We start from the raw sequence: 14696 nt of genomic DNA on the forward strand, positions 1-14696 counted from the left end.
AAGCAGCCGCCCCATCAGCTCTGTGGTAAACGTAGGGCGGCGCGATTGCGGATCCAGGGCACCAGCCTGTATAAGATATTGATTGTAAAGTTTATTTAAATCCTGCAGGTAAAAATTAAGCTGTGCCTGAAGGATCTCACCTGTACGTGGATCGCGGATAATATTGCCCCAGCTTTCGCCGGTACCTGGTTTAAAAACCACACCGCTTAAATGCGCATTTTCGAGATAAACCTGGTTCGAATCTGCAGCGGGCATTACCACTTCGATTGCATTCTGATATCCTGCCTTTTCGAAAGCTTTATTCCAGCTTAAAATCCCTTCTGCTAAGTAGGGAAGCCACTTTTTGGGGATCTGTGGATCAAGGAACATCCTGATCGGCGTTTTGGGTCTGCTTAATTTTCCGCTGTTATAATCAACAGGGTTTACAGGTTCCATCCTCCATCGGTAAATATAACCCAGGTTAACTACACCCAATGGATTTTGGTCAAAATCAATATAATCAACCTGTTGAAATGGAACACGCTTATCGGCTGTGCGGGTGTTCATCAGCTGCTTTGGCAGGAGGATCATCGAGCTGTTGATCTCGAAAGTAAAAGGAGCGAGGGTAGCACTTCCTTTAGAAATGGGTTTGTTATAAGTTCTCACCATACGGATAAAAAGGTTATCTGCATATCCTTTAACCGATTCGATATAAGAACGGTCGTTCGCCATCATGCCAAGTCCGCTCATCATTTTAACCTGTTGGGCAAAACCAAAAAGTAAATTATCCTGGTTAAGGTATTCGGTGAGTTCGATTACAGTGGTATGGGTACTATCATTAGTTGCTTTAATGGCGAAAGATTGTAGTAGCGATTCTGAATTGTTGCGTTCCAGCGAACGTTTCATGCCATTAAAAGTGCTATCTGTTGCGCGTTCCCTGTAACTTTTCATTTTTACGAAAAGTTTATTTCCGGCACCTTTTTCGAAATGGAAAAGATTTTCGCCGATAAGGTCGCCCGAATAACCAAAAGGACTATCGGCAGAGCGGAAATCTGCAGCGGCGCGGCCTAAACGGTTTACCGTAAGGATTTCCCTGCCCAAAAGTGAATCGGGAATTTCGAGGTAGTACTTGTCGTCTACCTGATGCATGCGTACAAAACTGCTGTAGGTTTTGGCTTTGCTGGTTATGAGGGCTTTATAGGCACGCATGCGGGCGCCTGCACTGTTTGCCGTACTGTCTTTTACCTGCGCTGAGGCAGAAAAATAGAAAAACAGGGCAATAAGGGTCGGAAAGACTTTAAAATAAAGTCGGCAATTGGTCTTTTTCATGAATGAGATTAAAATCAGGCCACCGGAACCAGGCAGCCTGAAGGTTTTTATTGGTAGTTTGGTGCCTGTGTTAAATTAGGGTTCAATTGGATATCGTTTAATGGTATCGGCCAGATCTGTTTCCAGCTTGCCCAGGTACTGCCTTTTACGGTAGCGGCAGCTGTCATTACAGCATCAATCCTTCCGGTACGTTTCAGGTCGTAAAAACGGTGGCCCGATTCGCTGAACAGCTCGGTGCGTCTTTCTTTTAAAATAGCATCCATACAGGCATCGGGTGAAATTGTTGAAGGATAATCGGGAAGGGCGTCGGCAGGAGTAGTCGGTCTGGCCCTTTGGCGTACCACATTAATGTCCTGTACGGCAGCGGTTACATTGTTATTCTGTTTTAAACGTGCTTCAGCGCGGATGAGGAACTGCTCTGCAAGACGGAGCTGGATTAAAAATTCTGTTCCGTTTACCACCGATTTATATTTGGCCGGATAATAAAACTGTCCGTTTACCGGTGCTGTGGTGGTGGTTTTTAAAACCGTCCAATTGGCGATTCGTTGATCATTGGCTTCGAAACTGTTTAAAAGTGAAGCACTCATGGCACCCGGACTGATGTTGGCCAAAGCTACCTGCGTGGCATTTACTGCAGGGGCAGTGGTATATAAATAGTAATCGCGAACCACATTTCCGGTTGTAGGGGCAATGGCCCAGATGGTTTCAAGGCTGTTGGCTAAAAATACATTCGCAGGTGGCAGGAGCTGGTAAAGTGTACTGTTGTTGATTACTTTTGTTGCCTCTGCCTCTGCACCTGCGTAATTTTCCATGTATAAATAAACGCGTGCCAGTAATGCGGCAGCTGCAAATTTATTAGGACGCGTGCGGTTTGGGGTAGTGGCACTCAGGCCATCGAGATAGGTTTCTCCCAATAAACTTTCGGCCCTTATAAGGTCGGCAGCCATTTGTGCATATACCTGTGCTTTTGGTGCCCGTGGTAGAAAATTGGTTACGTTATAATCAGAGCTAAGTGCCAATGGAACATCACCATATAGGTTTACCAGATCGAAATAGCTGAATGCACGCATAAATAATGCTTCGCCCATCCACTGGTTATAACGCGAAAGGTTGCTGCGGTGCGACTCCACATTTTCGATGGTAAGGTTACAGTTGTATACCTGACGGTAAAGTGTTATCCACTGTGTCGAATTGGTGGAAGTAAGCCCGTTTAGATAAAACTGGGAGGTAGTTGCCGCAATAGAATTTACACTGGCAGCCTGGATCTGCGTTAAATCGTCGGCGTATAAACTGGTGCGGAAACCGATGGTTTCGTATAGGGTGTTTGCGCCGTTATAAAGTATACTTCCGGCCGCTGTACTAAAAATACCGGTAAGTACAGCACCTGTAGAATTATCGTTCAGGTAAGCGCCTTCGGTAGCAAAACGGTCGGTAGGTAATGGGATTTCCAGAAACTTTTTACAGCCACTAAAAAGTGTAGCAAAAAGAACAAAAGCGATGAATATATGGGATTTAATAGTTTTCATGTCGTTTGAAATTAAAGCGTAACGTTTAAACCAAGGTTAAATACTTTTAATGGCGGAAGTGAGACCAGCGAAAGGTTCTCCGGATCAAGATCGCGGTATTTCGAAATCGTAAACAGGTTCTGTCCCTGTAGAGTAACCCGAAGGTTGTTTACATGCAGCTTTTTCAGGTATTCTTTGGGCAAGGCATAAGATAAACTCAGGTTTTGCAAGCGTGCATAGGTAATCCGTTCGTAGGCACCAGAACTCTGTCTGAAAGTATTCTGACCGAACAAGCTGGTCAATAAACTGGTTGTTGCCTTAGGTACATTGGTTACATCTCCAGGTTTCTGCCAGCGATCCAAAGCCCATGAAGTGGTATTACGATCGAAATAACCTGGCAAATAACTTAACTGGCCCTGAAAATTGCTGCCCATTTTATTAACCAGGGCTACAGAGAAATCTAACGAGATACTTTTGTAACTGAATGAGTTGGAAACGCTTCCGAAATAACGTGGTGCCAGATCAATATTAACGGTCCTGTCATCATTGGTTAGTCCGGTTAAATAAGGACCCTGAACACCAGCGGCATTAACAAAGTTATAATCGCCAGTTTGAGGATTAACACCTACATAATTATAAACTTTAATATTGCTTATCGATTTGCCCAGTACATAGTTGAAGTTTGGTGCGAGGTACTGTGCAGGCATTTCAAGTACTTTGCTTTTAGGCAGCGTCATTACAGCACTGGTAGACCAGCTGAAGTTTTTACCGCGGATATTTGAGCTCGATAAACTGAATTCAAGCCCGGTATTCTGGATCAGCACAGGAGAGTTTAACAAAACATTTGCAAAACCCGTTACGTTAGAGAGTGGTTGACTGATTAACTGATCTGAAACTTTATTTTTATAATAACTCGCATCGATTAAGATACGGTCTTTTAAAAAGCCAAGGGAAATTCCATAGTCCTGTTTTTTATTCGATTCCCAATGGAGGGTGCTATTCGATAGTCCGTTAGAGATAAAAACCGTATTGTTTAAATAAGGTGTACCGGTTGAGTACGATGATAAATAACCATAGTTTGCTATGCCATCACCTCCTGTTGTACCATAACTGGCACGGAGTTTACCAAAGCTTAAGAAAGAAAGGTTGTCTTTAATCAGTTTTTCTTCGCTAAAGATCCAGCTTCCACCAACAGATCCAAACCATCCGAACCGGTTTTCAGGAGCGAATTTGGTAGAACCGTCATATCTGGCACTCAGGTTAATGATGTATTTGTTGGCCCAGTTATAATTTAAATTTCCAAAATAGCCCATGTAACGGGTTAATGCTTTATTAAAGTTGGTGGTTACTGTTGTTCCTGCCGATGGATTGTTTAAACGGGCATCGGCCACAAAACCAGTTCCGGTAATCTGGTTCTGGTAAATCATTTTATCCTGGAAAGTAGCTCCTGCGATAGCCGTAATGTTACCGCGTTTTCCTAAAGTCCTGGTATAACTGGCATAAGGCTCGAAAGACCAGGTGCGGATGTTGTATACATTGCTTGCACTGTTGGCTTTGGCTGTTGCGGCGATATCGTTCGGAGCAAACACCGTTGTAGGAACCTGGCGCAGTTCATTGCCTGTAAGCAGGTTGTAGCCTACAAGGGCTTTGATGGTAAGGCCTTTAACCGGTTTGTAAAGCAAGGTGGTATTGCCGAGCAGGTTATTGGTTACCCCGCGGTAATCAGTATTGATGTATGCGTAAGGATTATTGTTAGATATCCAGTTTAAACTTCCATCAGGGTTGAAATAGGAAGGTCCGTTTGGTGCACGCAAGGTTGCCGCATCGCCCGAAAATTCATAAGGAAGCATGGTATTTACGGTAGAGTTGTACAGCGTAGAAACCGTTAAATTGAATTTTTTATTTTTTGTATTTGTACTTAAATCAACTTTAAGTCCACCATCGCGGTTATACCCCTTTGAACGGAGCACATTGCCCTGATCATTAAAACTTCCGCTTATCGAATAACTGGTAAGTTCGCTGCCACCGCTATAACGTAAATTTAAACGGGTGCTCCAGGCTTTATAATCGGTGAGCTCTTTAGACCAGTTGGTTTCTGCATCCAGTGGATAGGTTCCGTTGAGGTCAAGATCACCAGGACCAACAGCCAGACCATCATTTTTAAGTGCCTCGCGGCGCAGCATCAGGTAATCTGCCGTGCCCAACAATTCGGGGAAAGTACCCACCACACTTAAACTGCGGTTGAGGTTGACATTCAATGATTGATCACCGTTTTTATTGAAACTTCCTTTTTTGGTGGTAATCAGGATTACACCATAAGCACCCCTCGATCCATAAATCGCAGTTGCATCAGCATCTTTCAACACATCGATACTTTCAATATCTTCCGGATTAAGGTAGTTTAAGGCATTTCCGCCCTGTTGTGCCAAGGTACCGGTAAGCCTGTTATTACTTAGTGTTGGGAGCCCGCCCGACATTCCGTTCGGGTTAAAATTGGTTCCGCCGGCAGGGTAGGGCACACCATCAACAACATATAATGGATCTACATTGTTGAAACCGTTTATACCACGGATTTTTACATTGAAGGATCCGCCAACCTGCCCGGTATTCTGTATAATCTGTAAACCCGGCACTTTGTTCTGGATCATCTGTAGTACGTTCGGAACCGGGCTTTTCGCCAGTTCTTCGCTGGTGATGGTATAGGAGTTGCCAGTGCTCAGCCTCTTAGAAGTAGTAGTATAGGCCAAAACCTGTACCTGATCGAGCTGGCTGTTATTTTCTTCAAGGGTAATATCCAACCTGCGGCTTGCCGTAATTTTAACTTCCTTACTCAGGTAGCCCAGGTAACTGAACACCAAACTGGTATTTCCATTGGTAAGTACAGCTGTATATGCACCTTTTGTGTCCGAAATCCAGACCTGTTTTCCGCCTGTACCTTTTGCGGTAATGGTTACGCCGGGCAATGCACCACCGTCTTTAGTGGTAATTTTACCCGTAACCAGGATGGTGGCTTTGCCGATAATGGTTTCGGCCAGTGATTTTGGAGCAGCCTTATTGATGACAACGGTATTGTTTACCACCGAAAATTCGAGATCTGCACTTGATAAAATCCGGGTTAAAGCCTCTCTTAAAGGAACGTCTTTTAAACTTACCTTAATGAGCGGATAATTTTTGAAAAGCCCCGAATTGTAGAAGAAAGTGTGGCCGCTCTGTCTTCCGATCCTTTCGAGGAGGTTTTCGATACTGATGTTTTTTTCAGAGATACTGATGTTCTGACTGTATACCGTGGCGCTTACCTGTATACAGCATACGAGCATGATCAGTGTGAATATCTTCATTATCTTCGATAGTTTATGGTAGCATCTGGTGAGGGCATACCATGGTTGATACAAAGTAGAAATTTGCATACTTTTGTTTGGTTGGGTTGATGGTTATAAGAAATTAGTCGATTTTTGAAAACGACGCCTGACTGTATTATCCGGGATGTGTTGACGCACATCCCGGTTTTTTTTTGTCAAACAATCGGCAATCCTTTACCGGCCTGGCCAGTTAGGGATCGTGTGATGTTATATTTTTCTAATAGACAGTTATTTTACGTTCATTTATTTTAAAGCGGATTCCTCCACGTTTTAATATTTCGATTACCTGCGAGAGGTTTTCTGTTCTCGATACCTTACCGCTGAAATGTTCCTGGGGAATTTCTCCCTGGTAAATTACTTCCACATCGTACCAACGGGCAATCTGGTTCATGATTTCGGGTACAGAAGCATCTTCAAACTGGAATTCGCCCTCTTTCCAGGCCACAGCCAGTTCGGTATTTGCATCAGTAATTTTCTGGATCTCCGGTTTTCCATTTTCGGTACCGGCGGCTTCACCAGGCGATAACAGTACCGATTTGCCATGTGAAGAAACTTTTACGGCACCTTCTAAAAGTGTGGTAAGCTGTGTGGGGTCGCCCTGATAGTAGCGCACATTAAAATGCGTGCCCAATACTTCAATGCGCTCATCGCCAGCCTGTACAATAAAGGGGATGCGCGATTTTTTATCTTTTGTTTGCAGATGGGCCACTTCGAAATAGGCTTCGCCCTTTACTTCAACATTGCGTTGGCTGGCGCTGAAAACCTCAGGATAACGGATGCTTGAAAGTGCATTGAGCCAAACATGTGATCCATCAGGCAGTACCAGTTCATATTTTGCCCCTTTTGGTGTACTTAAAGTATTGTACTTGTTTGATGAAGCATTTTCGCTTGTTGGCGAATACACAACTACACCATTGGTTTTGCTCACCTGCACGCCTGTTAATCCGGCCAGTTTTCCTTCTGCTGCGGTATCAAGCGATATCCTGCGGCCATCTGCAAGGGTAAGTATGGCCTGATCGCCCCCTGGTGCAATATCGGTTCCGAATAAAGCATTTCCCAGTAAAGCATTACGCTGGGTGGCATGTTGGTTATTAAATACCACGAAAACAATCCCTGCAATGAGGACTATTGCTGCTGCAGCACTTAAGAGGCGCCAATTGAGCCACGATAACCGCTTTACCTTAGGTTCGGAAGCGATCAAATGGTTTGTTTTGGCATATATACGTGAGCGGACCGTATCCTGATCCTGCTCTTGTTGAAAAGGCAGCTGTACCGAAGCGTACCAAAGTTCTACTTCGGTACGTTCTTCTTCGGTTGCTGTTCCTTCGAGATATTTTTTAATGAGTTCTTGTTGCACGTTAAAATTTTCTATAGGTTTTAAGGTATATCGTTTATCGGTTTAAAAAGTACCATCCTGTTTTTAATTTTTTTTAAGAAAAATGGAAAAACTTTAAAATATACTATATAACAGGCTGGAATTGGCTTGTGATAATCCGAATTAACCCTGGATTAGTGTGTTTGTTGAAGAAAAATAATGGTTGATTAAGCGGTATTATGCTTTTATCCTTAAAAGCATGGAAATTCCGAGCATTAAAAGTGAAGAATCGTAAGCCATAATGCGTTGTTTTAAACGTTCGGCCGCACGGTGGCTCTGATTTTTTACGGTTTGTTCCGAAATACCCAATTGTTGGGCAATCTGTGATGCAGAAAGTTTGAGTTCGCGTTTAAGATGATAGATTTCGACCATGCGTGGTGGCATCAGGGCAAGTTCATCGTCGATAATTTTTTGAAGCTCTCCGGCAATCATCTGCTCATCGGCAGCCAAGGCGTAGTTTTGTGGTTTTTTTGCAAAACCATCGGCATAACGCAAGCGCACTTCATCTTTCCGGTAAACATCAAGTATTTTATGACGCAGCACACCATAAAGATAGGCTTGCAGTTCGTTTTCCTTTGCCAGCATATCGGCATTGTTCCACAGCACTACAAAACATTCCTGTATCAGGTCTTCAGCCAGATCCTGATCATTCAGTTTACGCAGGGCATGGTGATAGAGCTGTGCCCAATATTTTTCAAAAGCCAGTTCGAAAGCCTTACCCTTATTTTCAGGGGTGCTCGCCATTGAACCGCTTTCCGGAAGTATGGGCATGGGATGTGAAGTTAATTAGGTTATTGTTGGCCTAAAATATAAATTATTAGCCGGAATACAATTATTTTCAGCACTACAGGGCTGTTTTTGTAAAAAACTTGTTGTAATGTCTTTTCCGGAAGGCGACTGTGTTGGTAATTCTTATACAATGTTTTTTACACCATAAAGAATTAGCGGTCGAGCCATTTTTTAAATTCCGACACCCTGTTTTTACTGATCAATATTGCTTCATCCGGTTCGGGCGAAACCACAATTTTCAACTGGTTTTTACCATAAACGTAAATGGTTTTGATGGAGTTAAGGCTGATGATAAACTGTCTGTTGGCGCGGTAAAAGCATTCGTCATCAAGCTGTTTCATCAGTTCATCGAGGCTTAAAGTGGTGGTGTACTTTTTGTTATGATGCGTTACAATATTTACGCTGGCGCCATCTAAGAAGAAAAAGGCAATTTCGGTTACCTCAAGGTAGATCAATTCGTCTTTTAAATAGGTGATAATCCGTTTTCTGATAAGTTCCTTATCTGCATTTAACGAAACTGTAGCATTTTCCTGTTGGAGTTTGGCCAATTGCTCGTTTAAACTGCCCAGTGTATTTACCTTTTCGTTCAAAGTGTTTATTTCCAATGAAACCGCCTTTTCATAGCGGCCATAAATCTGTCTGATCAGCAATAAACAGCTGGCAATAATGATAAAGGCTGTAGCCAAAAAACAAACTACAAATCGGGTGTAAAGATCCGAGAGTTCGGTTTGTAGTACTTCTATATTCGCATGGGCCGCAACTACCCAATCGCTGCCCTTAACCGGGTAAATATTCACAATTTCCGAACTCCGGTTTTTGGATTCAGGAAAATTCCGCATACCACCAAGGCTTTTCTGTTGGGCAATGGCTTCATTAAAAGGGATTGATCCCTTTCCGGATTGAAGTATAGAGTTGCCTGCTGCTATTTTTTGCCCGATGAGTGCTGGATTTGGATGGCAAAGTTCTATCCCGTTTTTATCGTACATGCAGATAAATTCGCCCTGTGTATCGGTATTTTCTATGCTTTGCTGTAAGTTATGGATTACCTTTTCCTGCGGAAGCCCGCTTTGCAGCTGTTGTTCGAGCAAACGGCCAATTTCCCTGCTTTCCCTTGCGCCCGATTCCATTTTGCTGGCCCACAGTTTTTCGGCGGCACTGTTATAAAGGTACCGGAAAGAAAAATAACTGATGAGCATTACCGCAATGCTTACGGCAATAAAAAGTAAAATATGTAAACGCCCTTTTAACATGTGAGGTGGTAAAAAATCTCCAGATAAAATATACCGGAGTTTCGGCTCCAAGGTCTTAAAAAGATCGGATTATTCAAAGCCGTTAATTCGCCTTTAAGGCTAAATTTATCCCTTTCGCAGGATTATAATAGGTTACTGGAGGTTGTACGGCTAATTTTGGGTAGATTAAAACAAAAATCCATGAAACTCAAATTCAAGATCGTGCTCTGTATCCTTGTCCTGATATTGCTCGCACAGCTGATCAGGCCAAAGGAGGTGAAATCATCAAAAGCTCCGGAGGCCAGGGTACTAACAGGCGTACCTTTAGAAGTAGCAAAGGTATTGGAAACTTCCTGTTTCGACTGCCATTCTGCATATACCAAATGGCGCTGGTTCGATAAGCTTACGCCGGTTAATTTTCTGGTGGCATCACACATCCGTGATGGACGAAAAGCACTCGATTTTTCGCAATGGGATTCGCTCGCTACCCCACAGCGTAATGCGATGTTGTATTTTGCTTTGAACGGGATCCTTTCAAAAGAAATGCCTTTAAGTAGTTATACTGCAGTACACCCTGAAGCAAAATTAAACCCGAAAGATGTTGATCTGCTAAAATCCTACCTGTTAAACAATGCCGTAAGCAAGCCCGCCAATGCAGAAAAAACAGCAAAAGATGTAGAAAAGCCCGCGCTTAAGGAAATTAAAAACTCGCCAAATGGGATAGCTTACCTGCCCGATTACCGTAACTGGAAAGCGATAAGCAGTACCGAACGTTTTGATAACGGCACCATACGCATCATATTTGGCAATCCTACAGCAGTTGAGGCCATCCGTACCGGTAATATAAACCCATGGCCGGATGGAACCGTTTTCGCTAAAACTGCCTGGAAACAGCAGAAAGCCAAAGATGGCAGCATTTACGCAGGCCAATTTGTACAGGTGGAGTTTATGATCAAAAATGCCAAACAATATGCCCACACAAAAGGTTGGGGCTGGGCACGGTGGAAAGGAGATAATCTGCTTCCTTATGGTAAAACAGTAAGTTTTGATACCGAATGCATCAGCTGCCACAGGCCCGAACGCGATAATGATTATGTATTTACCACACCGCTTGCCATTAACGGTTTAACTAAAAAATAAGATGAAAACATCATTCACAGCGGGGATATTTCCCTTTATGATATTGCTGATGTTGGGCTGCAAACCAACAACAACCGATAGGATCAATAAAGAAGCATCAATAACCGGTATAAAGCAATTACCGGAAAACCCTTTGGAGATGACACCTTTGGCCGTTACCCTGCAACCGGAAGAAAAAACAATGGCTACCCTATACGGAAACAGCATTGCCGCCAAACGTTTAAAAGATGGAATGGATTATGGGGCAGGTTCGGTACTTTATCTCGTAACCTGGAAAGGAAAAGCCGATCCGGATTGGTTCGGTGCCCGTATCCCAGATAGGGTTACGGCCATAGAGCGTGTTTCGATCGGTGGAAACGGGCAGAAAAATTACATTTTTTTTAAGGGACCTGCTAAAAATGCAGATTTGGAAATAAGCAAGGACGATAGACAAGCCAAAATTCTTGATATACCGGTTGCTACTTCGCCATAATATTGCCTTGAATATCAATAATATTTTAAAACCGTTAAAAACATCAAAGCCATTATATCGTAATGGCTTTGATGTTCTGATCCAGAATTTAGGTTATTGTTTTACCAGTTTAAACTTTTGATTGTTACCACTGCCGGCACCCCATATCTGGATTTTGGTGCCATTTGATGTTGAACCACTATTTACATCAACGTTTGAATTTGGGGCGGATAATGGAGAAAAAGTATAATAACCATTACCAACGTCGTTTATGCTCCATTTTTGGTTATTTGAACCAGAATTTTGATAAACAATAATCTGTGTGCCATTTGCCGAGCCACCACCCGAAACGTCCATCACTTTAGTGGTGTCAGCTTTTGATTTTAGCGAGTAAAAGCCGCCGCTTAGCCTTCTCAATAACCAGATCTGGTTATTTGTGCTTGGATTATTCTGCGACCATAAAGAAACAATGGTGCTGTTTACCGGGGTATTACTATTTACATCCAATACACTGCTGTTATTTACTGCGGATATAATTTTATAATAAGCGCCATTTTCTATCGTTGGAGTTCCTTCCTCGTTCAGTGTACTCGGCTCTATCGTAGGTTGCGGCAGATTTAAATTGGCAATCTCTGTATAAATACTCTCATTTACTTTAAAACCCCATTTCCGGAAGAAATTAGTAAGGTTTTTGCCCGATATTGTACAGGAAGTAAGCATGAAATAACGCATTTTATTTTCGTCTCCCGATGGGTTTTGTGTGAGTTCACGGGTTTTTTTATGTAACTGGATATAAAAATTATCGCCAAAGGCCAGCCAAAGCTGATGGAAAAGATAAAGCCTGATCCATGGTGCATCGCCTGTTTGATCTGGGGTCGAATTATAATCTTTGGTAGCGGAGGTGTTGGTCAGATAGGCGTATACCACAGGCCAGCGGTTGTCTCTTTTTAACCGGGATGGTGTAACACCAAGCATGCGCTCTGCATGTAGGGCATATATGTTCACTGTAACTTCACCCAGTGTGCTCCATGTCCATGGCGATTGCTGGTGCATGTGGCCCAGTTCGTGCCAGGCTGTCCAACCTGCTGTTGTGGTAATCTGTGGGGTAAATACATCTGCACAGGCGTCGGGCGTATATGATGTGGCATAATAATAAGCGGCGGCATAGTATCCTCCAACATAAGAGGTTTCCGTCATCAGCATTCTGCTGTGCACATTATTCGCATTCAGGGTATTGGATCCATCAAGGCCTGAAAGAATGTTTTCCTGTGCCCATATATCATCGGCTTTCGAAATTACATAGTTATTATCCTGTGGCTGGTAAGCAATGGCCCTCGTTCTGGCATATACCTGATAAATATGATCTCCGATGAGGAGTACATCGGGCGAGGTGTAGGTGCTTAACTGGTTTGACCAATCGGTTTGTGTAGTTTGGTTTTTGATAAATACAGGAACCCGTAAATGACCGCTGTTAAATGTGATTTTTACTTTGCTATCGGGTGTTCCCGTTGTAGTAAAACGGATCCATATCATCCCTCCATATTGATCGGAAGTAATGGTGTTTGCCCCCGCGGTTAACTGGATAATTGCCGGTAGTTCATTCTGTGTTCCTTTGTACCTGTAATAAGTGCCGATAAGTAATTTGGGTAGGGCAGTACCGGTAACCTGTTCAACAGTAATATTAAGTTGGGTATTTGCAGGTACGTAAAACCCTGTCGGATCAAAATCTGTCCAGTGGAAGGTGTATTTTAATCTCGACGATTCCTGAGAAGCATCTTTTAGCTGGTTAAACTCCTGCACATTTGTACCAATGGTGGATAATAGTTGGGGATTTGAGGCAACTGCCTGACTATTGGGTTTTGTAATTTTCTCCTCGTCCTGAAGGTTCTGTACCTTTTTGCAACTGCCGAGGGCTGCTACCGTTAATAAAAGCAGCAAGACTGTTTTTGGAATACTGTAATTCATTTTTTTTAGGTTAGGATGATTGATTAGGTTGACCGTTTAGTGTTTTGTAGTATTTTATTAATTACTTAATACTTCTGTTGAAGAATGTAATTGTTTTATTATTAGGTTTTTATCCGTGTTTGTAGTGAAATATTTATTTATTTTAGAAGTGTTAAGTAGATGTTGATGTAATAGGATAAATACAGTGAAATAAAATTAAACATTGTTTAGTATTTGTAAATACTTGGATCTTAACCAGATGTTCTCAGATATTAACCAAATGGCAAATCCTTTCATTTAATCATATTTTGAAGTCTTTGAAATTATTTCAGTATCTCCAGTTTATAAAAAAGGGTGAAAATACGTTTCCGCTCAGTGGTTTTTTTCTAATTCTTTTATTGATCTTTGGTACAACCAACAGCTCTGCTGAAGGGGAAATCCGAATCCTACAACAAACAAGAGATAAAATAAAGTGGATTAATTTCAGGAATCATTGATGCACCCTGTTTTGGCCCGCGCTTTACTTATTTATAACCAAACAACCGCTAAAAATAATTTATGCTCGAATCAAACATTAAATCTCCAGGGGTTTACATTAACGAAGTAAATGCCTTTCCCAACAGCGTGGTGGCTGTTCCTACCGCTGTTCCGGCGTTTATAGGTTACACACCGAAAGCCAGCTACGAAGGGAAATCTTATACCAATGTGGCACAAAAAATCAGTTCTTTAGCCGATTTTGAGGCATTTTACTGTTTGTCCGATCCGGCCGTGCAGTACAATCCGCAGTATTATCTCGTTCAGCAGAAAAGCCAGCCAACAACTGGAGATTATTTGCTGATCAACAATTCGTATTATTCAATTCTGCCTGATCCAAATACCATCTATTACCTCTATAATAGCATTAAACTGTTTTACGAGAATGGCGGTGGCGATGCCTACATTGTTTCAGTAGGTGCTTATGGAACTGCTTCAGGCAAAGCAATGGAGTTGGGGGCGCAGCTTATTAACCCAAATGTAAAACTTTCTGATCTACAGCAGGGGCTTACCCTTCTGCTAAATGAACAGGAGCCAACCATGTATATCTGTCCGGAAGCTACCTTATTACCAGTGGCCGAAAATGGAACACTGATGCAGGAAATGTTGTTGCAGTGCCAAAACGTGCAAACAGCCATCAGTATTTTTGATGTCATCGGGGGGCAACATCCCGATCCTGTTGCCTACATTAATGATGTTACAGCTTTTAGGAATAATACAGGTGTGCAGGGTTTGAATTACGGTGCAGCCTATTATCCTTTTATCGGTACTACCATTATGCAGAACGGCGATATTAACTATAGCAATCTGTTCGGTGGTGATGTTAAACAGCTCGCAGCACTGCTTAATCCGCCATCAAATCCTAATCAGGATGCAGCAGCAATCCTTAGTAATATCCAAAATCCGGTAGGATCGCCGCTAACCGTAACACAATACCACAATGCTTTGCTCATCGCTAGCAAATTATATGGTAGCATTATTAATCAGGTACTGGCTATAGCCAATATTCTTCCTCCGAGTGGGGGCATGGCAGGTGTGATAACTTTGGTAGATAATCAGGAA

General features: G+C 42.6%; 9 protein-coding genes and 1 pseudogene. 3 read left to right on the plus strand and 7 right to left on the minus strand.

Translation table 11 applies throughout. From position 1 onward, the window contains the following. The 6 genes from B2V92_RS13615 to B2V92_RS13640 form a co-directional block, all read right to left on the minus strand. Positions 1-1308, minus strand: a 1308-nt coding sequence (locus tag B2V92_RS13615; protein WP_293308981.1) for a DUF5117 domain-containing protein, incomplete at its 3' end; no start/stop codon positions are given. 47 nt (positions 1309-1355) lie between these two features. Next, positions 1356-2834, minus strand: coding sequence for a RagB/SusD family nutrient uptake outer membrane protein (locus B2V92_RS13620; RefSeq protein WP_293308984.1), 1479 nt, complete (start codon positions 2832-2834; stop codon positions 1356-1358). Between the two features lie 11 nt (positions 2835-2845). After that, on the minus strand, positions 2846-6151 hold the full coding sequence (locus tag B2V92_RS13625) for a SusC/RagA family TonB-linked outer membrane protein (RefSeq protein WP_293308986.1): 3306 nt from the start codon (positions 6149-6151) through the stop codon (positions 2846-2848). Positions 6152-6389: 238 nt separating this feature from the next. Continuing rightward, complete coding sequence (locus B2V92_RS13630; protein WP_293308989.1) at positions 6390-7529, minus strand: FecR family protein; 1140 nt, start codon at positions 7527-7529, stop codon at positions 6390-6392. A gap of 195 nt (positions 7530-7724) precedes the next feature. Next, positions 7725-8318 (minus strand): RNA polymerase sigma factor, encoded by a 594-nt coding sequence (locus tag B2V92_RS13635; RefSeq protein WP_293308992.1) that lies wholly within the window; start codon positions 8316-8318, stop codon positions 7725-7727. Between the two features lie 170 nt (positions 8319-8488). Continuing rightward, positions 8489-9586, minus strand: coding sequence for a LytR/AlgR family response regulator transcription factor (locus tag B2V92_RS13640; RefSeq protein WP_293308994.1), 1098 nt, complete (start codon positions 9584-9586; stop codon positions 8489-8491). 180 nt (positions 9587-9766) lie between these two features. On the opposite strand from B2V92_RS13640, the gene B2V92_RS13645 reads away from it, so the two are divergent. After that, a complete protein-coding gene (locus B2V92_RS13645; protein WP_293308997.1) occupies positions 9767-10705 on the plus strand; it encodes a cytochrome P460 family protein in 939 nt (312 codons plus the stop codon). 1 nt (position 10706) lies between these two features. Then, complete coding sequence (locus B2V92_RS13650; RefSeq protein WP_293308999.1) at positions 10707-11177, plus strand: hypothetical protein; 471 nt, start codon at positions 10707-10709, stop codon at positions 11175-11177. Positions 11178-11270: 93 nt separating this feature from the next. On the opposite strand, the gene B2V92_RS13655 is transcribed toward B2V92_RS13650, so the two are convergent. Next, the gene (locus tag B2V92_RS13655) at positions 11271-13121 is read right to left on the minus strand and encodes a M60 family metallopeptidase (RefSeq protein WP_293309002.1); all 1851 of its coding nucleotides are present in this window, start codon (positions 13119-13121) and stop codon (positions 11271-11273) included. Positions 13122-13658: 537 nt separating this feature from the next. Here B2V92_RS13655 and B2V92_RS13660 point away from each other — a divergent pair. Continuing rightward, positions 13659-14696, plus strand: a pseudogene (locus B2V92_RS13660) (hypothetical protein); the annotation flags it as partial.

Origin of the sequence: Pedobacter sp. UBA5917 (assembly GCF_002432345.1) — a bacterium.
Classification (GTDB): domain Bacteria; phylum Bacteroidota; class Bacteroidia; order Sphingobacteriales; family Sphingobacteriaceae; genus Pedobacter.